Genomic DNA, 22,904 nt, shown 5'->3' with positions numbered 1-22,904 from the left:
GACACGTGTGGGGCGCCGTTGCAGGATGCAACGGCCATGGAACTCACCGGGGGGCGGGACAAAGCGCTTTGGCGGTACCCGGTCAGACGGGCGGCTGCGGGTCGTACTGCACGTCATGGCGAACAGCACGCGCCCGGTCGGGGCCCGCGAGCCGGGACACGAGGTGCAACGCCATGTCGATGCCTGCGCTGACCCCGGCGCTGGTGATGACGTCGCCGTCGTCGACGAAACGGGCGGTGTCGTCCACGTCGATCGACGGGTCGAGCTCGTGGAGCAGCTCCAGGGACTGCCAGTGCGTCGTGGCGGGCCGCCGAGCCAGCAGGCCGGCGGCGGCATACACGAGGGCGCCGGTGCACACACTGGTCATCAGCGGAACAGTCGCGCGCTGCCCACGGACCCACGCCAGGTGGTCCTCGTCGCGCATCAACACCCGGGTGCCCTGACCGCCCGGATGGATGAGCACCCGCATCGGCGGCACGTCGGCGAACGAGTGGTGCGCGCCCATGACCAGCCCCTTGGAGGCGCGGACCGGCTGGCCGTCCTTGGACACGAACGAGACCGTCCAGCCGTCCTGCGGGTAGGTCAGGGTCCAGTTCGCCAAGACCTCCCAGGGGCCGACGGCGTCGARCTCCTCGACGTCGTCGAACAGCAGGATGCCGATGTGCTTGGTCGCAGCAGGCGCGGTGGGTTCCACGGCGGCGCTGGGTGATGTCATGAGGAGTCCTTCGGTGTGGGCGCGGTGTACTTCGGTGAGTCCACGATGGCCCTTCGTGGCAGGTCTCACCCCGGTCAATGTGCCGGGATGCGGCGAAGGTCGGCCCGGGCCAGCGGTACGGTCGGCTGGTGCTACACGGCCGCGAGCCCGAACGCGCGCACCTTGCCGCCCTGGTGGACCGAGCGCGCGCCGGAACGGGTGCCGTGCTGGTCGTGCTGGGGGAGCCCGGCGTCGGCAAGACCGCCCTGCTGCGTGACCTGACCACCGGCCAGGGGGCCGGTCAGGGTGGGGACGTTCGTGTGGTGCGCACAGCCGGCGTGGAGTCCGAGTCGCCGTTGCCGTATGCCGCGCTGCACCGCCTGTTGCGTCCCGTCACCGATTTCGACCGGTTGCCTGTTCCTCAGGCGCGGGCGCTGCGGGTTGCGTTCGGCCTCGAGGACGGACCCAGCGTCGAGCCGTTCCTGGTGGGGGTCGCCACCCTGTCCGTGCTGACTGATGCAGCCGAGCCCGGTAAGCCCTTGCTCTGTGTGGTCGACGACGCGCACTGGCTCGACTCGGCCAGCGCGGATGCGCTGCTGTTCGCGGCCCGGCAGCTGGCGGCGGACCCGGTGGCCATGGTCTTCGCCGCCCGGACCGGTGACGCGGGCGGACGAGGGTTCGCCCCGCCAGGGCTGCCCGCCCTCGAGGTCGGCGGCCTCGACGACGACGCTGCCCGTCAACTGCTTGACGAACGCGGTGGTGACCCGCTGCCGGGCGAGGTCGCCGAACGCCTCGTCCGTGACACCGGTGGGAACCCCCTCGCCCTGCTGGAACTGCCCTCCGGGCTGAGCCCGGCGCAGCTGCGCGGGCAGGCTCCGCTGCCGCAACAGCTCACGTTGACCGCCGGAGTGGAACGCGCGTTCCTGGACCGGTGCCGTCGCCTGCCCGAACAGGTGCAGACGCTGCTGCTGGTCGCCGCCGCCGACGCCACCGGAGGCGTCGCCACCGTCCGGCAAGCGGCCGCCACTCTCGGCGTCGACACGACCGCCTGGCAGGACGCCGAGCGGTCGAGCCTGCTGACCGTGACCGGCGACGTCGTGACGGTGCGGCACCCGTTGGTCCGCTCCGCCGTCTACCAGGCGGCCACCAGCTTCGAGCAGCGCCAGGTGCACCGAGCCCTGGCGGACGCAGTCGGCCCCCACGACCCGGAGCGGGCGACGTGGCACCGGGCCGCAGCAGCGGACGGACCCGACGCCGGCGTCGCCGACGCCCTCCACGACGTGGCAGTTCGGGCCGAGCAACGCGGCGGCCACCTCGCCGCTGCCGACGCGTTCGAACGCTCCGCCGCACTGAGCGTGAGCGAACCTGACCGCGCCACGCGACTGTTCGGCGCGGCGCGCACCGCGTGGGCGGCAGGGCAAGCGCTCCGCGCCCGCACGTTGGCATCCTCGGCCCGTGACCTCGCCATGGACCCGCTGCAGCGAGCCGACATCGACCGGCTCCGGGCCCGCATCGAGGTCAACGTCGGCTCCGCCGTCGACGCCCACCGCATCTTCACGATCGGCGCCCGTGGCGTCGCAGACCATGACGCCGGTCGCGCCCTGGAGATGGCGTGCGCAGCCGCACTGAACCGCACCTACGGCGCCGACAGCGGAGCCACCCTGGGCACGGACCTCCTGGCAGGGCTGCAGACCCCATCCGAACAGGACGCCCCGCGCACTGCGTGCCTGCGACTGCTGCTGGGGACCCTGACGGCGTCCGCCGACCAGGACTGGGCTCGCGCCGCTCCCGCCCTTGAGCGGGCACTGGAGGCCGGACGCCAGGTCGAGGACCTGGACGTGATGGGCAACCTCGGCAACACAGCACTGCACCTCGGCCACGACGAAGGAGCCCGCTTCTACTACTCCGCCATGGTCTCCACCGCTCGCGAGGCGGGAGCAGGCATGGTCGTCCTCTACGCCCTGGAACGCCTCATGTTCGCCCAGCTCCCCACCGGCCCGTGGACCCTCATGCGCAGCTCCATCGACGAAGCACTGACCTTGGCGCGCAGCGTCGGCCAGCCCACCCTGACCGCCGCACCACTGGCCTCGCTGACCCTCCTGGCTGCCCTGAGCGGCAGCGACGACTTCGACCACCACCTCGAAGCGCTCGAGGACGTCATCGCCAGGTACCCGCTGGGAATCATGACCGGTCCCGCACACGACGTCACCCGTTGGGCCAAGGGCGCCCGCGCCGCCGCCCAARGTGATGCACCCGCAGCGCTGCACCACCTGTCCGGGATGAGGGTGCCGGCCCTCCACCGGCTCGCCACCGTCGACCGGCTCGAGGCAGCCGTCCGAGCCGGCGACACCGACCAGGCCCTGGCGTGGGTTGAGGAGCTCGCCCCCTTCGCACGCGGGACCGGACAGCCGTGGGCCCTCGGTGCCGTCGCCCTCGGTCGCGCCCTGACGACGCCGGACCCGGCCGACGCGACGGCGGCGTTCGAGCGGGCCGTCGGCCACTACCGTCGCGCGTCACGCCCCTACGACCTGGCGCGGACCCAGCTCGCCTCCGGCGAGCTCCTGCGCCGCACCAACCGCCGTGTGGATGCCCGCACCCATCTGCGGGCAGCGTTGGAGACGTTCACCGACCTGGGCGCCGCCCCGCTGGTGGAGCGCGCCTCGCAGGAGCTGCGCGCGTCGGGCGAGACCGCCCGCAAACGCGACCCGTCCACCCTGCTGGACCTGACACCGATGGAGCGCAAGGTCGCCCAGCTGGTCAGTACCGGCCTGTCCAACAAGGACGTCGCCGCCCAGTGCTGGGTGTCACCCCGAACGGTGGCGTTCCACCTCCGCAACGTGTTCACCAAGGTCGGCGTCAGCTCGCGGACCGAGCTCGCCCAGCTCGACTTCGGCTGACCCCTCGCGCGCCTGGGGCGGGCAGGCGCTCTGGGTCGTCGGCGGCATACCCGGCCATTTGACCGGCGCGAGCCCTTGGCGTTCCGACGACGGTAGGTCCCACCACCACCACCAAGATCTCGTCCGGGGTGGTGTGACCAAGAGCCGAGCTCGACCGAGACCGCCCAAGGAGTTGTCATGCACGCCAAGCCCGCCGCCGAACCACTCGCGGTCGACACCGCCATCCCGCCCGCAACCACACCTCATACCCCCGCCGCGACCACACCGCACGACCCGACCAACCCCGCCCACCCCGGTCACGCACTCACCCCCAACCACGACGGCGACACCGGTGATGGGCCGCGAAAGTCCTGGGTCGTGCTGGCCCTGGCCCTCGCCGCACAGATCCTCGTGGTCCTGGACATCTCCGTCGTCAACACGGCCCTGCCCTCCATCGGGCGGGATCTGCACCTGGACGGGTCCGACATGCAGTGGGTCGTCACCGCGTACCTGATGATGTCCGGCGGTGGGCTGCTGTTCGGTGGCCGCGTCGCCGACCTGCTGTCGCGCAAGTGGGTGTTCCTGACGGGACTGACCGTGTTCACCGTCACGTCTGTCGTGAGCGGATTCGCCAGCAGCGCAACCGAACTCGTCACCGCCCGTGCGGGCCAGGGGCTCTCCGCCGCACTGATGACCCCCGCAGCCCTGTCCATCATCATGACCACGTACTCCGGCGCGCAGCGCCGTCTCGGACTCACCCTGTGGGGTGCCGTCGGGTCCCTCGGCGTCGCCGCAGGCGTCCTGCTCGGCGGAGCCCTGACCACGTGGGCCGGGTGGCAGACCATCTTCTGGATCAACGCCCCCATCGGAGCTGTTGCCCTCCTGGCCGGCCTCAAGGTCATCCCCGCTTCGACGACACCACGTGTCACCCTGAAGCAGTTCGACGTGGCCGGCGCCGTCGCCGTCATCGGCAGCCTCGCCGCTCTCATCTACGGACTCGGGGCCACCGAGCAGCACGGCTGGCTCTCAGCGCGGGTGCTCGTCGCCTTCGCCACCTCGGCGGTGCTCGCGGTGGCATTCATGCTCCGGGAGAACAAGGCTGCGAACCCGCTCGTCCCGCCGCACACGTGGAAGGTCAAGTCCCTGGTGTCCGGCACCACCGTCATGCTCGGCGTCACCGGTGTCCTGGTCGGCACGGTGTTCCTGGTCTCCATCTTCGTCCAGACCGTCATGGGGTACTCCGCCATCCGCGCCGGCGTGGCGTTCGTCCCGTTCGCCCTGGCCATCACCGTCGGCACGGTCGTGGCCAGGCACGCCCTGGCTCACGGAACCCCTCGCGCCGTCGCCGCCATCGGCCTGGTCATCGTGGCCGGGGGAGCGGTCCTGCTCGCCCGGGCTTCCGCCGGGTCCGGCTTCGCCACCGGCGTCCTGCCCGGCCTGGTCGTCATCGGACTCGGCGTCGGCATGGTCTTCGCGCCCGTGTCCATCACCGCCATGGCCGGCATCCCGCCCCAGCACGCCGGGATGGCATCCGGGTTCCTCATGACCGGACACGAGGTCGGCGCCGCCCTCGGCGTCGCCGTCCTGTCAGCGGTCGCCAGCAGTGCAGGGAGCCTGGCCAGCGCGACCGGCGTCGTCGACGGCTTCCCCCGCGGGTTCCTCGCCGCCGCGGGCATCGCCGCAGTGCTCGCCGTCTTCGCCTACCTGCGGATGCCCGCCGGGCGCGTCGAAGGCGGCGCCGGCATGCACCTGCACCACTGACGCAGGACCTGCACCCAGACTCGTCGTGGCCGTTGGGTCGCCCGGACCTCCGTCCCTCGGAGGTCCGGGCGTCGTTGAAGGATCCGCCCCGTCCTGGCGCGGCGGATCCTTCAAGGACTGGGACCCGTGGAGGGCGGCGCTAGGCGATGGTGGCCCTGAACGCGATTCCCTCGCCGGCGATCTCCGCCGACTCCTCGATGGGATGGATGAGCCTGGCCGTGAAACGGAGCCAGGGCGTGAACGCCGCCACGGTTCGTGCGAGGGTCGCGGCGCTGTCGACCTCGATGAGGGCCACGCCACCTTCCCCGTCCGCGAAGCCGTAGAAGCCCTTGAAGTCGGCTCCCTCGGGCGGTTTCCACCCCTGGAACACCGCCAGCGAACGGGCTGCGGCTTCCTCAGAGATGTCGGCGAACTCCCAGGCGACATGCATCAACATGACCCGAAACCTCCAGTGTGTGGGATCTGGATCGCCGGGGTGAGGTCCCCGGTTCAGACGCCGGGCTCGCTGGCAGCGGCCACGGGCCCCTGACGTCGCACCCAGCCTGCGCCGCGGCCGCCCACGCAGCCACCGCCAAATGGGTGAGAGGAGGCCCGGACCGCGGTCCGGGCCTCCTCTCATGCGGCACGACGTGGGTATGCCGCGTCGCAGGGTCAGTGCCGCGATGGCATGACTTCCTCCCTGCAGGAGTCATGCCACCGCGGGCAGCCGCTCAGCCAGGAACTGCTGAAGCGTGTCGCGGTCGTCCGGGCCGTAGGGGCCGGAGCCGGCCACCAGCGCCGTCAGGCCGCTGGGGCGCACCACGTGCATTCCGCCGATCTCCAGGTCGGCCACCGAGAGGGGAAGCAGTCCGTCGACGAAGCACAGGGCCCCGGTCACCGGCACGTCGTCGAGTCCGGCGGCCACCAGGATCATGCGCAGCACCTCGACGCGCTGGGCGATGGCCCTCACGGCGGCGGTCATGACCCGACCTCCAACCACGAGGTCGTCGCCGGTGGCGTCGGCTTCGCCCGTGGGGCGGACCTCGATCGACGCGTTCTTGAAGTGGAGCACGTCGATCACGTAGACCCCGGCCGCGCCGATCGCGATGTGCTCGATGCGGCCGCGCCGACCTGGCACCCGCCGGTTGTGCAGCGAGAGCACACCGTTCGTCGTCGCCGCGTCCAGGATGGCGCACACGGCCGCTTGGGGCTTGCCGACCCTCGGCTGACCCTGCTGCGTCCGGAAGCTCCGCACCGACAGCAGTCGGGTGAACAGCCCCGCCCGACGACGCGGAGCCGTCGCAGGCATGAGCAGGTCCGGGACAGCAGCTGCCTCGTGCCGTGAGCGCTGGGCTTCGGTCCCAGCGACTTCCGCGGCAGCCGTCGGGCCCGGCTCCAGGGCGGCCGAGGGCGCCACCTCTGGCGCCACCGTTGGCGCGGCTGGCGGAACTGCCGTGGGGGCCGCCGCTGGCGCCGCCATGGACGGCTCGGGCCGGGCGATGGCTGGCGGGGTCGTGATGGGTCCCGTCGGCTCCGGGGACCCGGCCCCGTCGGCATCCGGCAGCGTCTCGGTCCGGGCCTTGCGCCGCGGCAGCGTGATCAGCTGGTTGGTCTGCGTGGCGGCCTGCCCCGCCAGCGGAGCGGGCCCGGACAAGGAGTTCGACCACTCCGTCGGCACGTGCAGGACCGCGGGCATGGACGCGCGCCCCGCCGGTGCAGACGCTTCACGAAGCGCCTTCAGTGTCGCCGCGATGACCAGCTCGTCCGCGGTCCACGTGGCCGGCAGGACGGCGTCGCCGCCGGGTGAGGCGGCACCAGGTCCTGGGGTTGGGGAGCCACCTGCCATACAGGCGAGACACACGACCTTCTCCTGCAGCGCGGCATACCCCGCCCGCTCGCCCGCTCCGACGAGCTCCCCGCAGCCGCACACGCCGGCTCGTTCCAATCTGACGATCTCAGGCACCATGGCGCCTACCCCCTTGGGTTCGAGGCTGCCAATCTGGCACGCGGCACCGATACCCAGCGTTCAGTTCTGCCTCCAGGGGGCAGATTTGAGTACCCATCCCGTATACGTTTGGTCGAATCAGGTAAGAACTCGACCAAATGGCGAGCGCCCGGACCCATGTCGGCGTACCATGACGCGACCCCCGGGGGCCCGTGGTCGATCTGCCTGGCCGACGAGCCGTGTGCGGTCCGACTCGTCAGCCTCTGTGCGTGCTCGCAGCCCGCGCCGCTACCACGTGACTTCCTTGCAGCCCGTGTGCGTGTCGGGCTCGACCTGCAGCGTGGCGTGCTCGACGCCGAACTGGCTGCGCATCACCTGCATGGCCTGGTCGAGCACCCCGTGGGCGTCGGCGTGCTCACCCGTGACCAGGTGGGCGGTGGCGACGTTCATCCCCGAGGTCAGGGTCCAGACGTGCAGGTCGTGGACCTCGCGCACCCCCGGGACGCCGGCGAGCGCCTGGGCAACGGTGTCGGGGTCCATTCCTGCGGGGGCGTGCTGCCCGAGGACCACCATGACCTCACGTCCCAGCATGACCGCCCTGACGGCGACGAAAGCCGCGATGGCCAGGGCGATCCCGGTGTCCCACCACGCGCTCCCCGTGGTGGCCACCAGGACGCCGGCGGCGACGACCCCGACCGAGCCGAGCGTGTCGGCCACCACCTCGAGGTAGGCGCCCTTGACGTTCAAGGACTCCCCTGCGCCGCCGCGCAGGAGCGTAAGGCAGCCCACGTTGACGACCAGGCCGATCGAGCCGACGACGAGCATGGGTCCAGACGAGACCTCGACCCCCGCGCCGATCCGGCTGATCGCCTCGAGGGCGATGTAGGCGGAGACGCCGAGCATGAGGAGGACGGTGAGCCCCGAGGCGAAGACCTCCGCACGGTAGGACCCGAACGTCCGTCCGCCGGTGGTGTCGGGCCGTGCCGCGATCCGGGTGGCGACCAGCGCCGCTCCCAGCGCGACGACATCGGCAGCCATGTGTCCGGCATCGCTGAGCAGGGCCAATGACCCGGAGACGAGTCCGGTGACCAGCTCGACGACGAAGAAGCCGGCCACGAGGACGAACGCAGTGCGCAGCCGCCAGCGGTGGGCCGCACCCGGGTGGCCGTGGGGTTGGCCGTGCGAGTGGCCGTGCGAGTGGCCGCTCACGTCGGYACGTCAGCGCCGGCGGCTGCGGCGGGCTCGCTCACGCAGCGCATGTCCCGATCGTACGTCACCGGGGCAGCCGGGCTCGCGCGGATGACGGTGTGCCGCGTCGACGGCACGGCGTTCGCCGCGCGCCCGCACCGAGAGGTACTATCGACGTGTTCCGGCTCCCGGCCGTACCGCGATTCTGGCAACACCGCAGCTCTGGCAACGACTGAGCTCGAAGCCTGGCGGACCTCGATCCGTGGTTGTCGGTTGCACGCGTGGGCGAGCCGTCGGGGTTGGCACGCCGATCTGTCCCAGCACTGCGGGACCGCGGAGCAGGCGGTCCTCAGGGTCCGCTCGGCTCGGCGTCCCACACCGCCCCGGCCGCGCGTCTGCGCGGCACCTGTCGTTCCGCTCGGCCCGCTCGTCGCGGGCATCCTGAGGAGGAGTTCTTGGCTCAGCGAGGCCAGCGCCAGTCCGGCGCCCAGCGCACCCAGCGACGCGGTCGCCCCCTCGACAACGAGGGGATCATCCCGGTGTTGGCTCGCGCCGTGCGCGAGGTCGAGACGGACGCCCAGCGAGGCCGAGTCAAGCCTGCCGGACGGGTGAAGTTCCAGGTCATCGGCCTGTTGGTGCGCGAGGAGCGGGCTCGGGTCAAGGCCGACTCCGCCGCCACGACCGCTGAGCGCGAGGCCCAGCTCAAGCGCCTCGACGGCATCGCGACGATCCTGGCCAAGACCGCGGCGAGGGACACCTCACTGCTCGCCCTCCTCGCCGAGGACGCCGTCGTCAGCCAGTCGGCAGCGGGCCTGCGGCGTGACATGGTGCGCGCCGCTGGTCTGGAGCCGGAGCCAGAAGCGGCCGAGCCGGAGGCAACCCCAGGGGTGGCTCCCCAGCCCGAGCGCCGCGCGGTGCCGCAGTCCGTCGTCGCCCGGCAGCTCGCCAACCCGTTCCTCGCTCCCGACTTCAGCGCCGTCGCGCCGCGCAGGCCCACGACCGGTCGGCTGGCCAGCTGGGAGCTCCTCGGTCCGCTCTTCAGGGCCTTCGAGTACGGCGGCGACTCGTCCTGCATGTCCCTGCCCGAGCCGGTCAGCGTCCTGCGCGGGGCCGGCGAGCTCCAGCTCATGCACCACCAGGGTCAGGTCGTCGCGGCAGCGGCTGCCGGGCACCGCAGCTTCCTCCTGGCCGACGAGCCGGGCCTGGGCAAGACGGCACAGGCGCTGCTGGCCGCCCAGGCCGCGAACGCCTACCCGCTGCTGGTCGTCGTCCCCAACGTCGTCAAGGCCAACTGGGCGCACGAGGCAGAGCTGTGGACCCCTGGCCACCCCGCCACGGTGATCCACGGCAACGGTGACAACATCGACGGCTTCGCCGACATCGTCGTCGTCAACTACGAGGTCCTCGACCGCCACGTCGGGTGGCTCGGTGACCTGGGGTTCCGGGGCATGGTCGTCGACGAGGCCCACTTCATCAAGAACAAGACCTCGCAGCGCTCGCAGCACGTCCTGCAGCTGGCGGAGCGGATCCGCACCCGCACCCCCAACCCGTTGCTCATGGCCCTCACCGGCACCCCGCTCATCAACGACATCGAGGACTTCAAGGCCATCTGGCAGTTCCTCGGCTGGATCGAGGAGAAGAAGCCGCGGCACGCGCTGATGGCTGCCCTCGAGGAGACCGGTTTGACCCCGGCCGACTCCGGTTTCTACTCCGCCGCCCGCACCAGCGTCATCGACCTCGGCATCGTCCGTCGTCGCAAGGTCGACGTGGCCGCCGACATCCCCGCCCGTCGCGTGGCCGACCTGCCCGTCGAGCTCGACGACGATGCCGGCCGGTCGATCCGGGCGGCGGAGCAGGAGCTCGCGCGTCGACTCGTCAAGCGCTACCACGCCGCACTCGAAGCCCGCACGTCCGGAGTCGTCGTCGAAGGCATCGACCACGACCTCGTGCGCCGGGTGGCGACCTGGGAGCGCGAGGAGGGCAGCAAGGCCAAGTCCGGCGACAACGTGTTCACCGTGATGCGCCGGATCGGCCAGGCCAAGGCAGGGCTGGCCGCCGACTACGCGGGACAGCTCGCGCGCAGCGTCGGCAAGGTCGTCTTCTTCGCCAAGCACATCGACGTCATGGACGTCGCGGAGGAGACCTTCGCCCGGCGCGGGGTCAGGTACTCCTCGATCCGCGGGGACCAGACCCCCAAGGTGCGCAAGGCCAACATCGACGCCTTCGTCAACGACCCCGACGTCGCCATCGTCGTCTGCTCCCTGACGGCCGCCGGAGTGGGGCTCAACCTCCAGGTCGCCTCCAACGTCGTGCTGGCCGAGCTGTCGTGGACCGCCGCCGAGCAGACCCAGGCCATCGACCGGGTCCACCGCATCGGCCAGGACGAGCCGGTCACGGCCTGGCGGATCATTGCCGCCCAGACGATCGACGCCAAGATCGCCCAGCTGATCGACAGCAAGGCGGGGCTCGCGGCCCGGGCCCTCGACGGCTCCGACGAGGAGGTCGGCTCCTCGGCGGACGTGCAGCTCGAGGCCCTCGTGGCCCTGCTCACCGAGGCCCTGACCGACGAGCTCGGCGCAGCCGACGACGCGGTGGACGCGCTGGCCGCGACGGTCTCACCCGCCACGGCGTCTGACTCGTCCCGGGCCTCGTCGCAGGCCGAGGCGCCGGTCGCCCGGATCCCCGCGCTCGACCTGTTCTCCACCACGGAGATGTCGGCCACGCAGTAGGCGCGTCCGACCGACCGGACCCTGGGCGGGCCAGCGGCTCCGTGTGACCTGGCCGCCCGTGACCGAGGCGGTCATCACGACCGGACCGGACGGCAGGGCGTAGAGCTCGTACTCGCCCTCGGTCACCGAGGGATAGACGAGCGTGTGGACGACCCCCTCGCCGTCGGGTCGGGCCACGACCGCGACGTGCGGGTATGCCGCGCGGCCGCCGGCTGGAGGGTGGTCGTGGCTGTTGTCGTGGCCGTTGTGGTGGTGGTCGTGGTGCTGGTCGGCCGGGGAGCGGCCGTGGGTGTGGGAGTGCCCGCGGTCGTCGGCGGTGCCGGCGCCGGCTGCGGTCGCGCCCGAGGGGCGCAACTCCACCTCGAGGCCTTCGCTGGGCGCCGGCATGACCACGACGAGGGCGCCCACGTCGCCCCCGATGTCGAGCAGGACCGGTCCCTGACCGGCATACGGGTTCTCGCTGTTGCCGCCCATGGCGGCCTCCTTGGGAGCCGTGACGGCGACCGGCTGGTGGTCCCCGGTCGCCGCCACGACGGTCTCAGGCCGCGGGTGTCCCGGGCGTCGTCTGGTAGCCCCCGGCCGGGTGGCCGAGGTAGGGGAACGCGTCGAGGTAGGGCGCGTTCGTGTTGGACGTCCCGTCGTTCAGCACCGACACCGCCCCGTCCGGGGTGAAGGTCGGGTCGACGAGCGGGATGGTGGCGCCGGCCACGGCACGCAGCTCGATCGCCACGACGTCGTCGATCACCCGTCGGCCGTTGGGGAAGCCCGCGGCGTCACCCGCGACCAGCCCGATCGGGTTGGGGTCGGCGGTCGGAGGGACTGCGACGTTGAGGCGCAGCATGTCTGCCTGAGTGCTCCCGCTGTAGTTCTGGAAGCCGGGCACGATGCCGGCGGGGATTCCCGTGAGCAGGATCGCGAGCAGGTCGGCCCGGGGCTTGGTGTAGGCCGCCAGCTTCGGGAAGACACCGGGGTAGAGGACCGGGAGGAGCTTGGCCAGCTCCGGCTGGGCCACGTACTTGGCGAAGACCGAGTCGTCGTAGGGCTGGCTCGCGTTCCAGCGGTCCTTCTTGGCCATCGGCGTGATGACCTCGTTGAACAGCGGGTTGCCCAGCCGCGAGACCTGGCTGAACGGACCACGCCACGCGTAGCGGCCGGACACGTCGTCCCAGATCCGCGACTTCTGCCGACTCGACGTGGCCCAGACGCCGATGACGGACCCGGCGTCGAGCGGGTCGGTCGGGCGGTTGGCCCTGCGGGTCAGGTCGGAGATGGGCACCTGGATCGCGATGCTGTGCACGTTGAGCCCCTGGGTGCCGTTGACCCCGACGGCAGCCGCAGACGGGATGAGGTGGAGCATCTGGAACGGGCGCAGCGTGCCCAGGTCGAAGATGCTCCCGAGGTCAACGTGGAACCCCTCGGCCCGCTGCCCCGCGAAGACCGTGCGACCACCCTGGATCGAGTGGACGGCCTGACCCGCCAGGGTGGCGTAGCTCGGCGTGCTCCGCGGTCCGATGTTGACCGGGGGGCAGGACAGCCGGCTGGCCAGGAGCCGTCCGGTGTCGCCGCGCGCCACTCGCGTGACCGAGTAGGACTGCGGACGGTTCCAGGCCGGATCCGAGATCGAGGAGATGGGTCCGGTGTTGTAGAGGAACGTCGAGTCGCTGCGGACCTTGGTGCTGAACCGGAACTGGTAGGTCACGTCAGCCCGGGCATCGCCCTTGTTGCTCACGTGGATCTCGTACAGCACCTCGTCGCCGAACTCGTAGAAGTTCGGTCCGCCCTGAGGGCTCTGGAACGGGATGAAGTTGGCGATCAGCGTGACCGTGTCGGGCTTGTCGGGGCTGACGAACGCGTACACGTCGGTGTTGTCGGCCACCGGGTCCTTGGAGACCTCAGGGGCTTCGCGGTGTGAGGACATGGGTCACTTCCTCGCGGCCCGGGTGAGGCGGAGCACGAGGTCGGCATCCTCGACGACGACCTCGTCCTCGCCGAACAGGATGGACACGCGACCGGTCGTCACGTCGTCGATGTAGGCAACCAGGGGTTGGCCGTCCGGGTCCGCTGCATCCGGTCGGGACGTGCTCGGGGCGGCGAGCGCCCCGGGGGCGGCCACGACGGCCGCTGCGGCTGCGGCGCTCGACCCGGCCGCAGCCAGGAAGATTCGCCGGGATGTATCGCTCATTGCTGACTCCTTGAGAGGGCGCGGGCACCCTGATCCCACGCGTGCGGGTGGCCAAGCCAGCTGGGCACCAATCGTCGCTGACGTGACCCACCTCACATTCGGAGCCGTGGTTCAGACGGATGGGTCCCGGGTGGCGTCAGCCGGCGGCGCCGATGCGCAGCGCCTCGGCCAGGGTCTGTGCCGCGGTGGACACCGTGTGACCCAGCGGGACGGTGCCCTGACCGACCTCGAACTGGGCACCCCCGCCGACGTGCACGGTGAGCTGCGGCCTCGCGGCGTGGAGGGCCGCCACGGTCTCGCGCACGGCCAGGACGTCCGTGGCCGTCGGCACTCCGATGACGACTGCGGCGGGGTGGTGGTGCTGGACCACCGCCACCCAGTGCTGCGCGGGCAGGTCGGCGCCGAGGTAGACGACCTCGACCCCTGCCCGGCGCAGGAGGACCGCGAACGCCAGGATGCCGAGCTCGTGGTGTGACCCACGGGCCAGGCCCACGGCGACGCGTGGCCCCTGCGGGACCGGTGCAGCCTCCATCGCGACCCCCAGCTTGCGGTGCAGCGTGGCGCTGACGACGTGCTCGCCGGCGACGTCCACGCGCCCGGCCTTCCACTGGTCGCCGAGCATCCGAAGGGCGGGCATCAGCCAGGTGTCCACGACCTGTTCGAGGCTTCCCTCCGCGAACGCGCGGTTGACGGCCTCACCCACGGCTGCCGGGTCCATCTCGGCGGCTCCCCGCGCCAGCGCGGTGACATCCCAGGCTCCTCGCGCCACAGGCGCGTCCGCGTCCGAGGCGCGTCCCGTGGACGCGCCGTCCCGGGCCGCGCCACCGTCCGCGTCGTGGCCCGCGGAGCCCCGGGAGCCCTTGGCCGGGCCGGCGCCGACCTCGTCGGTGCCTGTGAGGTAGGCCTCCCACGGTTGGTGCTGCTCGTCGTCGGGGGAGTCGGTGTCGTCGGAGCGCAGGTGCTCGGCCGCCTGGCGCGGCGACCAGCCGGCGGCGACCAGGGCGGCCATCGCGCGGAGCAGCTGCAGCCCCCGCTCGTCGTACAGCCGGTAGCCGCCCTCGGTGCGGACCGGCTTCACCAAGCCGTAGCGCCGCTCCCAGGCACGCAAGGTGGCGGACGGAACGCCGGTCAGCCGAGCGGCGTGCCCAATCGTGTACACCGTGGCAGCGTCCCACATCGTGGGTGGACGGCGTCCCTGATCATTGGGCAAACCATGGACAACAATCGGCTCTCAGTGCTGTTCCTGCTGACAGGATGTCGCCATGAGCCAGGCCGTCCTGCCCGAGGTGGCGCCGGGCCGGATCGTCGGCGTCGACGTGGCGCGCGCCCTGGCCCTGATCGGGATGATGGCCACCCACATGCTCCCGGGGATCGAGGGCACCCACGTCCCGTGGCCGCAACAGGGGGCCGGAGGACGGGCGGCGGCCCTGTTCGCCGTCCTCGCCGGCGTCAGCGTGGCGCTGGTCAGTGGGCGCACGACGCCAGTGCGAGGGCGTGCCCGGTATGCCGCGTCGATCCGCCTCGTCGTCCGCGCGGGATTCATCGGAGTCCTGGGCCTCCTGCTGGGCCTGGTGCCCTCGGGCATCGCAGTGATCCTGGCGTTCTACGCGGTGCTGTTCCTGCTCGGCCTGCCGTTCCTCGGCCTGCGGGCGCCTGCCCTGGCCGCGCTCGCCACCGCCTGGGCGCTCGTCGCGCCCGTCGTCTCGCTCGTGGTGAGGCCCCACCTGCCGGAGCACGTCGTCGGCAGTCCCACACCGGCGTCCCTGATGTCACCCCACCTGCTGCTCAACGAGCTGCTCCTGGTCGGCTACTACCCGGCTGTCGTGTGGCTGGCCTACCTCTTCGCCGGGATGGCGATGGGCCGAGTGGACCTGCGGCGCAAGGGAGTCGACGTGTGGCTCCTCGCGGCCGGGGGAGTCCTGGCGGTGGCGGCGACAGTGGTCTCCCGAGTGCTTCTCGCCCGCGCGGACGCTGCTGCCGCGCTCGCGTCGACCTATCCCGATCCCTCCATCGGCTCCGACCCGTCCGCACTGCATGCGGCCCTCACGCACGGCCTGCACGGCACGACGCCCACCGGGTCGTGGTGGTGGCTCGCCACCGTGGCGCCGCACTCCGGCACGCCCCTTGACCTCGCGCAGACCATCGGGAGCGCGATGGCCGTGCTGGGCCTGTGCCTGCTCGTGACGAGGGTCCAGCCCCGGGCATGGGCGGCGGCCTTCGGCGCGGGCGCCATGACCCTGAGTCTCTACACCCTTCACGTGCTCCTGATGGGCCGCGGCTGGTGGCCCGACCTCGAGTCGCCCGACAGCTACGACGACCAGGTGCTCATCGTCCTGGGCATAGGGGCGATCCTGGCCCTGATCCCCCTGCGCGGGCCGCTCGAGACGGCCGTGTCGGTCCTGTCCCGCGCCGCGGCGGCGCCCTTTGGTGAGCCAGGCCGGGAACCGAGCCCCGCGGCATACCGGCGTCCGTGGAGGTGACCCAATCCACCGGGCCGGGCGCGCCGAATCACTGTCGACCCGTCACCCAGAACGGATGGACCACCATGTCTGCACCACGCCGCGCCGTCATCGGCAGCGGAATCGCCGGTCTCGCCGCCGCCCACGTGCTCAGCACGCGCGGTCCGGTGACGCTGTACGAAGCCGACGCCCGCCTCGGCGGCCACGCCGACACCCACGAGGTGCAGGTCGACGGCCGAACGATCGGTGTCGACACCGGCTTCATCGTGCACAACGACCGCACGTACCCCACCCTCCTGCGCCTGTTCGCCGAGCTCGACATCGCGACGCAGGAGTCGGACATGAGCATGTCCGTGCGCGACGACGAGACAGGCCTGGAGTATGCCGGGGCGCGGGCCGCCCGGGGCCTGTTCCCGCGGGTGCGCAACCTGACCGACCCGGCCTACCTGCGCATGCTCACCGAGGTGAAGAAGTTCCACCGCGAGGCGCGCACGGTGCTGGCCCGGGAGGCCACCGACGCAGGCCGCGACGAGACCTTGGGTGCGTTCGCCGCGCGCTGCGGCTTCAGCGCCTACTTCACCCGGCACTTCCTCGAGCCGGTCGTGGCCGCGGTCTGGTCCTGCGACCCGTCCGTGTCACTGGAGTACCCGGCCCGCTACCTCTTCGAGTTCCTCGACCACCACGGGATGCTCACCGTCTTCGGCTCGCCGACGTGGCGCACCGTGACGGGCGGCTCCAAGCGCTACGTCGAGGCGCTCGCTGCCGGTCTGGCCGACATCCGGTTGTCCACCCCCGTCCGCTCCGTCGTCGAGACTCCTGACGGGGTCGTGGTGACCGACGCCCACGGCCTCAGCGAGACCTTCGACTCCGTCGTGATCGCGGCCCACCCGCACCAGGCCCTTGCCATGTTGACCGAGTCGACACAGGTCCAGCGCGACGTCCTCGGAGCGATCGACTACTCGACCAATGTCGCCCAGCTGCACACCGACGAGTCGGTGCTGCCCCGGTCCGCGGGGGCGCGCGCCTCGTGGAACTACTGGCGACGTGCCGAGTCCGGTGGCACCGGCGTGCTGGTCACCTACGACCTCACCCGCCTGCAACGCCTCGATGTGCCGAACCGTCGCTTCCTCGTCACACTGAACGGCGTGGACTGCGTGGACCAGAGCCTGGTCATCGACACGATGCACTACGAACACCCGCTCTACACACCGGAATCCGTTGCAGCGCAACGCCGCCTGCCCGAGATCAACACGAGTCGCGTCGCCTTCGCCGGCGCCTACCACGGCTGGGGCTTCCACGAGGACGGCGCCCGCTCGGGTGTCGCCGCGGCAGCTGCCCTGGGAGTCCCGTGGTCCGTCCCCGGCGTCACCGATCTCGACGTCGACCTCGCCGGGCGAGCGGACCTGATCGACGAGAAGGAGACAGAGGGCACCTTCCAGGACGTGGGTTCTCGATGAAGGCCTCGCCCTCGACGCGCATCTACGCGACGTCGATCATCCACACCCGCACGTCGCCGATCCGGCACCGGTTCACGAACCGCAGCCACACCTGGCTCGTCGACCTCGACGACCTGCCACGGCTGGGCAGACTCGGCCGGCTCGCGAGCTTCGAGTCGCGCGACCACCTGGGCACCCCGGAGCGCAGCCTGCGCGAGAACCTCGACACCTTCCTCGGCACGCGGGGCGTCGACCTGGACGGTGGTCAGATCCTCATGCTGACGACGCCCCGCGTCCTCGGCACGGTGTTCAACCCGATCAGCGTCTACTGGTGCCACACGGCGGAGGGCCGGCTCGCCTGCAACGTCGTCGAGGTCCACAACACCTACGGCGACCGGCACGCCTACCTCGTGCACGCCGACGAGCACGGTCACGCCCAGGTCGACAAGGCGCTCTACGTCAGTCCGTTCAACGACGTGTCCGGCAGCTATCGGCTGACCATCCCGGCACCCGGCGACAAGGTCCACGTCCGGGTCGTCCTCGACCGTCCCGGCCAGGACCCGTTCGTGGCCGGCCTGCGCGGACGGGCCCTGCCCGTTCGGACGAGCACGGTCGTGAAGCTCGCCCTGACCCAACCACTCGAACCCCTTGCCGTCGCAGCGCGAATCCGCTGGCACGGCATCCGCCTGTGGCTGCGCCGCCTGCCGGTCCAGCCACGCCCTTCACACCACCAGGAGGCAGTCCAGTGACCACCGCCATCGCAGGCCTGTCCACCAGGCCCGCCATCGACGCCAGCCGCTGGCCCGACCTGACCGCCCGGCGCGCCAAGGTGCGCCAGGCCGTCGAGGGCGCCGTCGCCCGCCGGATCTTCCTGTCCGCCGCGAGGCGGCTGCCCGTCCGCATCCAGCTCGGTCGTGAGGCGATCGTGGGCGGGTCCGCCACCGATCCGCAGGCGCCGCTGATGGTCCTCGACCGCCCGGACGCGTTCTTCGCAGCCCTCGGGGCGGGGGGCCTCATCGGCTTCGGCGAGTCCTACATGGCCGGCGACTGGCACGCCGACGACCTCGGTGGGCTGCTCGAGGTGTTCGCCGCCCAGATGGGCACGCTGATCCCCGAGCCGCTGCAGAAGCTCCGCGCCTTCTACGTCGCCCGTGCGCCGCACACCGAGCGGAACACGACGCAGAACACGCGCAGCAACATCGCCCGGCACTACGACCTGTCCAACGACATGTTCTCCACCTTCCTCGACGCCACCCTGAGCTACTCCTCGGCGCTCTTCGCCGGTGACGAGCAGGCCGGCCGCCCGGTCGCGGGGGAGTCCGTCACCACCAGCACACCCCGCTGGGTGCCGAGCTGGGACCAGCTCGCAGACGCCCAGCGACAGAAGGTCGACCGCATGCTCGACTCGGCCGGAGTGGGCGCGGGCAGCCGCGTGCTGGAGATCGGCACGGGCTGGGGCGAGCTCGCGATCCGGGCTGCCGCCCGGGGCGCCACCGTCCTGTCGGTGACGCTCTCGAGCGAGCAGCAGGCCCTGGCGCGGGAGCGCATCGCCGCGGCGGGCCACAGCGACGCCGTGTCGGTCGAGCTGCTGGACTACCGCCTCGTCGAGGGTGAGTTCGACGCCGTCGTGTCGGTCGAGATGATCGAGGCGGTCGGGCACCAGTACTGGGGCGAGTACTTCCGCAAGATCGACAGTGTCCTGGCCCCCGGCGGCAAGGTCGCCGTCCAGGCGATCACCATGCCGCACGACCGGATGATGGCCACGAAGTACACGTACACGTGGATCAACAAGTACATCTTCCCCGGGGGCTTCCTGCCCTCGACCGAGGCGATCGTGGAGGTCAACCGCGAGCACACCTCGCTGCACGTCAGTGAGCGACTCTCCTTCGGGCAGCACTACGCCGAGACGTTGCGGCTCTGGGACGAGCGCTTCCTGTCCTCCCTCGACCGGGTGCGCCAGCTCGGGTTCGACGAGGTGTTCGACCGCATGTGGCACTTCTACCTCGAGTACTCGCGGGCCGGTTTCCGCTCGGGATACCTCGACGTCCAGCAGCTGGTGCTGGAGCGGGAGGGCGGCCGATGACCACGATCGACAGGGTCGAAACCCCTACTGCCACCACGGCATCCGGCGTCGCTGCCGAGATCGCCACCGCGTTGGCGCCGTTCGTCGGCGGCGAGCTGCCGGTGCGCCTGACCGCATGGGATGGCAGCGAGGCCGGCCCCGCCGACGCGCCGCACGTCACCATCCGTTCGCCGCGCGCCCTGCGCCGGCTCCTGCGCCACCCCGGTGAGCTCGGAGCGGCCCAGGCCTATGTCACCGGTGAGCTGGACGTCGAGGGCGACCTCGACGCGGCCCTCACGCACGTGTGGTCGGTGGCCCAGCAGCGCCGGCTCAGCGGCATACGCCCGACGCCTGCGGCGATCGCAGCGGTGCTCAAGGTCGCCCGGGCAGCCGGCGCCATCGGACTTCCGCTACCGGCCCCGGCCAGCCAGGCGGTGCTGAAGGGACGACTGCACAGCGTGGGGCGCGACCGCCAGGCGATCCACCACCACTACGACCTGTCCAACGACTTCTACAGCCTCATCCTCGACCCGCACCTGGCCTACTCGTGCGGCTACTGGCGGTCCACGGCCGCCGACTACACCGTCGAGGACGCCCAGCGCGACAAGTTCGAGCTCGTGGGGCACAAGCTGGGCCTCCGCCCGGGATCGAGGCTGCTCGACGTGGGCTGTGGCTGGGGCTCCATGAGCCTGTATGCCGCGGAGCACTTCGGCGCACACGTCACCGGCGTGACCATCGCGGCCGAGCAGAAGAAGTTCATCGACGGGCGAGTCGCCGAGCGGGGACTGCAGGACCGCGTGGAGATCCGGCTTCAGGACTACCGCGAGGTGCCGGACGACGGCTTCGACGCCGTCGTGTCCCTGGAGATGGGCGAGCACGTGGGGCAGGCCAACTACCGGACGTATGCCGCCGTGCTGCACGACCGGGTCCGCCCCGGCGGGCGCGTCCTCGTGCAGCAGATGTCTCGGCGCGGTCGCCATCCCGGTGGGGGACCGTTCATCGAGTCGTTCATCGCCCCCGACATGCACATGCGCCCCGTGGGCGAAACCGTTGACCTGATCGAGAGCTCGGGCCTGGAGGTGCGCGACGTGCACGCCCTGCGTGAGCACTACGTGCGCACGGTGGCCGCGTGGCACCGGACGTTCGAGGAGAACATCGACCAGGTCGTCGCCCTCGTCGGCGAGGAGGTGGCTCGCGTCTGGCGGCTCTACCTCGTCGGTGGGGCGATGGCCTTCCGCGACGGCCGGATGGGCGTCGACCAGATCCTCGCCGTCCGTCCCGACCACGGCCGGTCCGACCTCGACCCGGTGCGTGCGGCGGACTGGTCGTGATGTTCGACAGCTCGAACTTCCTTGCAGTCACTGGGTTCTCGCTCCTGGCGGTCGTCCTGCTGATGGCCGCGACAGCCGTGGAGGGGCACCGCCAGGGCAGGGTCAGCGTCGTCGACACCACGTGGGGACTCGGCTTCGTCGTCGTCGCAGCCGTGGCTGCCGTGGTGGGTGACGGTGCCGGCTGGCGTCGCGTGGCGTTGCTCGGGGCGGTGGCCGTCTGGGGACTGCGTCTCGCGTGGCACATGCACCAGCGCAACAGCGGCAAGGGGGAGGACCCGCGCTACGCCGCCATGCTCGAGAAGGAGAAGGGCAACCCGACCCTCGTCGCCATCCGCAAGGTCTACGGCATTCAGGGTCTTGCGGTCTGGTTCGTCTCGCTCCCGATCCAGGTCAGCGCCGCCAGCGGCGGGGGAGTGGTTCCCGTGGCGATCGTGGGGCTCCTGCTCTGGCTGCTCGGCGTCACCTTCGAGGCGCTGGGGGACAAGCAGCTCAAGGACTTCAAGGCCGAGCCTGCCAGCAAGGGGAAGGTCATGGACCGCGGGCTCTGGTCCTGGACCCGGCACCCCAACTACTTCGGTGACTCCTGCGTCTGGTGGGGGATCTGGCTGGTCGCGGCGAGCGCCTGGCCGGGCGTCCTCACCGTGCTGTCTCCCCTGGCGATGACCTACTTCCTCGTGTTCGCGACAGGGGCCAGGCTCCTCGAGAAGCACATGGCCGAACGTCCCGGCTACGCCGAGTACCAGCAGCGGACCAGCTACTTCCTGCCGCGCCCACCCCGACGCTGACCGGGCCACACGGGGGCAAACGCGCGCAAACCCGGGCCCGAGCCGCTACTGTCCTCGATTGGCGAGCAGGGCGCCACGGAGCCGGGTAGAGCGGAGGTGGACACCGGTGGACTGTGCCCTCATGGACGCCACCGTCGCCGCGGCGAGGGCGGGTGACCGCGCTGCCTTCGGGCAGCTGTGGCAGGAGCTCTCCCCACGCGTGGCCGCGTACCTCCGCTCGCACGGCGTCGCCGATGCTGAGGACGTCACGAGCGAGGTGTTCCTCGCCGTGTTCCGGCAGGTGGGTCGCTTCTCGGGTGGAGGAGCGGCCTTTCGCGCCCTCGTCTTCACCGTCGCCCACCGCAGGCAGGTGGACTGGCACCGGCAGCGGACCCGCCGGGGGCCGTGGCTGCCGTTGGACGAGGCGGGTCCGGACCCAGCCGCGCCGTCGGCCGAGAGCGCCGCGCTGGCACTCCTCGCGGAGAAGCAGGTGGTCGAGGTGTTGGACACCCTCACCCCCGACCAGCGGTCCGTGCTCACGCTCCGGGTGGTGGCCGACCTCAGCCTCGAGGAGACGGCGGCCGTGCTCGGCAAGGACCTCGGTGCCGTGAAGTCGCTCCAGCACCGGGCCCTGAGCCGTCTGCGCCGAAACCTTCCGGGCGTGGCAGGAAATGCAAGACGTCCGGGCGAAGCAGGAAATTCAAAACTTTCGCCGGAGCCGTATCCCCGGGACGCCCTCGCGCGATTGAACCCCCGACATGCCTGAGCCCGATGACTTCACCCCCAGCGGACTGCACCTGCCCGCCAGCGACCCGGCGGCCTCAACCGTCGAGGCGCTGCGCGCCATGGCGTCCCACGGGCCGGTGGAGGCCAGCGCAGAGCTGGCCGCGTTCTTCGAGGACCCCGCCGGTCAGGGCCAGGGCACCACACCCCACTCAAGGAGCGATCTCGTGACCGTTGTCCGCCTTCCCATCCGCCGTGCCGGCCGCGTCGCCGTCGCCGTCGGTGCTGCCCTCGCCCTCGCCGCCCTGGGTGGCGCGGCCGTGGCCGCGACCGGTGGCGGCCAGGATCGTGAGCCCGCCCAGGTGCAGCAGGACGACCCGAGCGACACCACGACGACGACGGAGTCCACCGAGACCGAGACCGAGTCCACGGAGACCGAGACGGCCACGGCCGAGCCCGAGGAGTCCGAGGCCGCGGGCGAGGACGGCGCGACGCACACGGCCAACCCGGTCGCCTCGGCCAACCACCACGACGGTGTCGGCAGCGATGACGAGCACGCCGATGTCAACGGCGGTGGCGAGGTCGACCACCGCGCCGAGCACTCCCCGACGGCCCACCCGACCAGTGGCGACGACGCCGACGAGAACGACGACGAGCAGGGCGAGGACCAGCAGGGCGAGGACGAGCAGGGCGACGACGCCGAGGCTCCCTCCTCGCAGCGTGGCGGCGGTTCGCGCGGCCACTGAGTCGCAGGAGCGCTGAGTCGCGCCCCACT

The 22,904-nt window shown here is 71.5% G+C and carries 19 protein-coding genes; 11 read left to right on the top strand and 8 right to left on the bottom strand.

Annotated elements, in window-relative coordinates; all coding sequences use genetic code 11:
- Nucleotides 1–82: 82 nt before the first annotated feature.
- Nucleotides 83–715 carry a DJ-1/PfpI family protein gene (locus AC1DVZ_RS02745; protein ID WP_477616653.1) on the bottom strand — a complete coding sequence of 211 codons (633 nt, stop codon included), beginning with the start codon at nucleotides 713–715 and terminating at the stop codon, nucleotides 83–85.
- 128 nt (nucleotides 716–843) lie between these two features.
- On the opposite strand from AC1DVZ_RS02745, the gene AC1DVZ_RS02740 reads away from it, so the two are divergent.
- The gene (locus tag AC1DVZ_RS02740; protein WP_477616652.1) at nucleotides 844–3,591 is read left to right on the top strand and encodes a helix-turn-helix transcriptional regulator; all 2,748 of its coding nucleotides are present in this window, start codon (nucleotides 844–846) and stop codon (nucleotides 3,589–3,591) included.
- A 177-nt stretch (nucleotides 3,592–3,768) separates the two neighbouring features.
- Nucleotides 3,769–5,331 (top strand): MFS transporter, encoded by a 1,563-nt coding sequence (locus tag AC1DVZ_RS02735; protein WP_477616651.1) that lies wholly within the window; start codon nucleotides 3,769–3,771, stop codon nucleotides 5,329–5,331.
- Nucleotides 5,332–5,470: 139 nt separating this feature from the next.
- On the opposite strand, the gene AC1DVZ_RS02730 is transcribed toward AC1DVZ_RS02735, so the two are convergent.
- From AC1DVZ_RS02730 to AC1DVZ_RS02720, 3 genes are all read right to left on the bottom strand, one after another.
- Nucleotides 5,471–5,767 (bottom strand): DUF3303 domain-containing protein, encoded by a 297-nt coding sequence (locus AC1DVZ_RS02730; RefSeq protein ID WP_477616650.1) that lies wholly within the window; start codon nucleotides 5,765–5,767, stop codon nucleotides 5,471–5,473.
- Between the two features lie 252 nt (nucleotides 5,768–6,019).
- On the bottom strand, nucleotides 6,020–7,273 hold the full coding sequence (locus AC1DVZ_RS02725; protein ID WP_477616649.1) for a nuclease-related domain-containing protein: 1,254 nt from the start codon (nucleotides 7,271–7,273) through the stop codon (nucleotides 6,020–6,022).
- A gap of 270 nt (nucleotides 7,274–7,543) precedes the next feature.
- On the bottom strand, nucleotides 7,544–8,464 hold the full coding sequence (locus tag AC1DVZ_RS02720) for a cation diffusion facilitator family transporter (protein ID WP_477616648.1): 921 nt from the start codon (nucleotides 8,462–8,464) through the stop codon (nucleotides 7,544–7,546).
- Nucleotides 8,465–8,898: 434 nt separating this feature from the next.
- On the opposite strand from AC1DVZ_RS02720, the gene AC1DVZ_RS02715 reads away from it, so the two are divergent.
- A complete protein-coding gene (locus AC1DVZ_RS02715; protein ID WP_477616647.1) occupies nucleotides 8,899–11,172 on the top strand; it encodes a DEAD/DEAH box helicase in 2,274 nt (757 codons plus the stop codon).
- Here AC1DVZ_RS02715 and AC1DVZ_RS02710 read toward each other — a convergent pair.
- The 4 genes from AC1DVZ_RS02710 to AC1DVZ_RS02695 form a co-directional block, all read right to left on the bottom strand.
- Complete coding sequence (locus AC1DVZ_RS02710) at nucleotides 11,059–11,646, bottom strand: hypothetical protein (RefSeq protein ID WP_477616646.1); 588 nt, start codon at nucleotides 11,644–11,646, stop codon at nucleotides 11,059–11,061. The genes AC1DVZ_RS02715 and AC1DVZ_RS02710 overlap by 114 nt on opposite strands.
- Before the next feature lie 64 nt (nucleotides 11,647–11,710).
- A complete protein-coding gene (locus tag AC1DVZ_RS02705; RefSeq protein WP_477616645.1) occupies nucleotides 11,711–13,090 on the bottom strand; it encodes a DUF4331 domain-containing protein in 1,380 nt (459 codons plus the stop codon).
- Between the two features lie 3 nt (nucleotides 13,091–13,093).
- Complete coding sequence (locus AC1DVZ_RS02700) at nucleotides 13,094–13,354, bottom strand: hypothetical protein (RefSeq protein WP_477616644.1); 261 nt, start codon at nucleotides 13,352–13,354, stop codon at nucleotides 13,094–13,096.
- Nucleotides 13,355–13,490: 136 nt separating this feature from the next.
- Nucleotides 13,491–14,513, bottom strand: coding sequence for a MerR family transcriptional regulator (locus AC1DVZ_RS02695; protein ID WP_477616643.1), 1,023 nt, complete (start codon nucleotides 14,511–14,513; stop codon nucleotides 13,491–13,493).
- Between the two features lie 103 nt (nucleotides 14,514–14,616).
- Here AC1DVZ_RS02695 and AC1DVZ_RS02690 point away from each other — a divergent pair, with 103 nt between their 5' ends.
- The 8 genes from AC1DVZ_RS02690 (at nucleotide 14,617) to AC1DVZ_RS02655 (ending at nucleotide 22,875) form a co-directional block, all read left to right on the top strand.
- A complete protein-coding gene (locus tag AC1DVZ_RS02690; protein WP_477616642.1) occupies nucleotides 14,617–15,834 on the top strand; it encodes a heparan-alpha-glucosaminide N-acetyltransferase domain-containing protein in 1,218 nt (405 codons plus the stop codon).
- Between the two features lie 65 nt (nucleotides 15,835–15,899).
- Complete coding sequence (locus AC1DVZ_RS02685; protein WP_477616641.1) at nucleotides 15,900–17,270, top strand: NAD(P)/FAD-dependent oxidoreductase; 1,371 nt, start codon at nucleotides 15,900–15,902, stop codon at nucleotides 17,268–17,270.
- A complete protein-coding gene (locus AC1DVZ_RS02680) occupies nucleotides 17,267–17,998 on the top strand; it encodes a DUF1365 domain-containing protein (protein ID WP_477616640.1) in 732 nt (243 codons plus the stop codon). Before AC1DVZ_RS02685 ends, AC1DVZ_RS02680 begins: the two co-directional genes overlap by 4 nt.
- Nucleotides 17,995–19,332 carry a class I SAM-dependent methyltransferase gene (locus AC1DVZ_RS02675; RefSeq protein WP_477616639.1) on the top strand — a complete coding sequence of 446 codons (1,338 nt, stop codon included), beginning with the start codon at nucleotides 17,995–17,997 and terminating at the stop codon, nucleotides 19,330–19,332. The genes AC1DVZ_RS02680 and AC1DVZ_RS02675 overlap by 4 nt, the downstream gene beginning before the upstream one ends.
- On the top strand, nucleotides 19,329–20,642 hold the full coding sequence (locus tag AC1DVZ_RS02670) for a class I SAM-dependent methyltransferase (RefSeq protein WP_477616638.1): 1,314 nt from the start codon (nucleotides 19,329–19,331) through the stop codon (nucleotides 20,640–20,642). The genes AC1DVZ_RS02675 and AC1DVZ_RS02670 overlap by 4 nt, the downstream gene beginning before the upstream one ends.
- Nucleotides 20,642–21,427, top strand: coding sequence for a DUF1295 domain-containing protein (locus AC1DVZ_RS02665; RefSeq protein WP_477616637.1), 786 nt, complete (start codon nucleotides 20,642–20,644; stop codon nucleotides 21,425–21,427). The genes AC1DVZ_RS02670 and AC1DVZ_RS02665 overlap by 1 nt, the downstream gene beginning before the upstream one ends.
- A gap of 121 nt (nucleotides 21,428–21,548) precedes the next feature.
- Nucleotides 21,549–22,172: an RNA polymerase sigma factor gene (locus AC1DVZ_RS02660; protein WP_477616636.1), complete on the top strand. Its 624-nt coding sequence runs from the start codon at nucleotides 21,549–21,551 to the stop codon at nucleotides 22,170–22,172.
- A complete protein-coding gene (locus tag AC1DVZ_RS02655) occupies nucleotides 22,165–22,875 on the top strand; it encodes a hypothetical protein (RefSeq protein WP_477616635.1) in 711 nt (236 codons plus the stop codon). The genes AC1DVZ_RS02660 and AC1DVZ_RS02655 overlap by 8 nt, the downstream gene beginning before the upstream one ends.
- The last annotated feature ends 29 nt before the right edge of the window (nucleotides 22,876–22,904 follow it).

This window comes from Pedococcus sp. P2_E5 (assembly GCF_056403895.1).
Note: the sequence above shows the minus strand (reverse complement) of the source record. Positions and strands in the feature narration are given on the sequence as shown.

Bases quoted from the DNA above. Each gene is read 5' to 3' on its own strand.
- AC1DVZ_RS02735 (WP_477616651.1), top strand. From the start codon at position 3,769: ATGCACGCCAAGCCCGCCGCCGAACCACTCGCGGTCGACACCGCCATC.
- AC1DVZ_RS02730 (WP_477616650.1), bottom strand. From the start codon at position 5,767: ATGTTGATGCATGTCGCCTGGGAGTTCGCCGACATCTCTGAGGAAGCC.
- AC1DVZ_RS02710 (WP_477616646.1), bottom strand. From the start codon at position 11,646: ATGGGCGGCAACAGCGAGAACCCGTATGCCGGTCAGGGACCGGTCCTG.
- AC1DVZ_RS02705 (WP_477616645.1), bottom strand. From the start codon at position 13,090: ATGTCCTCACACCGCGAAGCCCCTGAGGTCTCCAAGGACCCGGTGGCC.
- AC1DVZ_RS02700 (WP_477616644.1), bottom strand. From the start codon at position 13,354: ATGAGCGATACATCCCGGCGAATCTTCCTGGCTGCGGCCGGGTCGAGC.
- AC1DVZ_RS02690 (WP_477616642.1), top strand. From the start codon at position 14,617: ATGAGCCAGGCCGTCCTGCCCGAGGTGGCGCCGGGCCGGATCGTCGGC.
- AC1DVZ_RS02685 (WP_477616641.1), top strand. From the start codon at position 15,900: ATGTCTGCACCACGCCGCGCCGTCATCGGCAGCGGAATCGCCGGTCTC.
- AC1DVZ_RS02680 (WP_477616640.1), top strand. From the start codon at position 17,267: ATGAAGGCCTCGCCCTCGACGCGCATCTACGCGACGTCGATCATCCAC.
- AC1DVZ_RS02670 (WP_477616638.1), top strand. From the start codon at position 19,329: ATGACCACGATCGACAGGGTCGAAACCCCTACTGCCACCACGGCATCC.
- AC1DVZ_RS02665 (WP_477616637.1), top strand. From the start codon at position 20,642: ATGTTCGACAGCTCGAACTTCCTTGCAGTCACTGGGTTCTCGCTCCTG.
- AC1DVZ_RS02660 (WP_477616636.1), top strand. From the start codon at position 21,549: ATGGACGCCACCGTCGCCGCGGCGAGGGCGGGTGACCGCGCTGCCTTC.
- AC1DVZ_RS02655 (WP_477616635.1), top strand. From the start codon at position 22,165: ATGCCTGAGCCCGATGACTTCACCCCCAGCGGACTGCACCTGCCCGCC.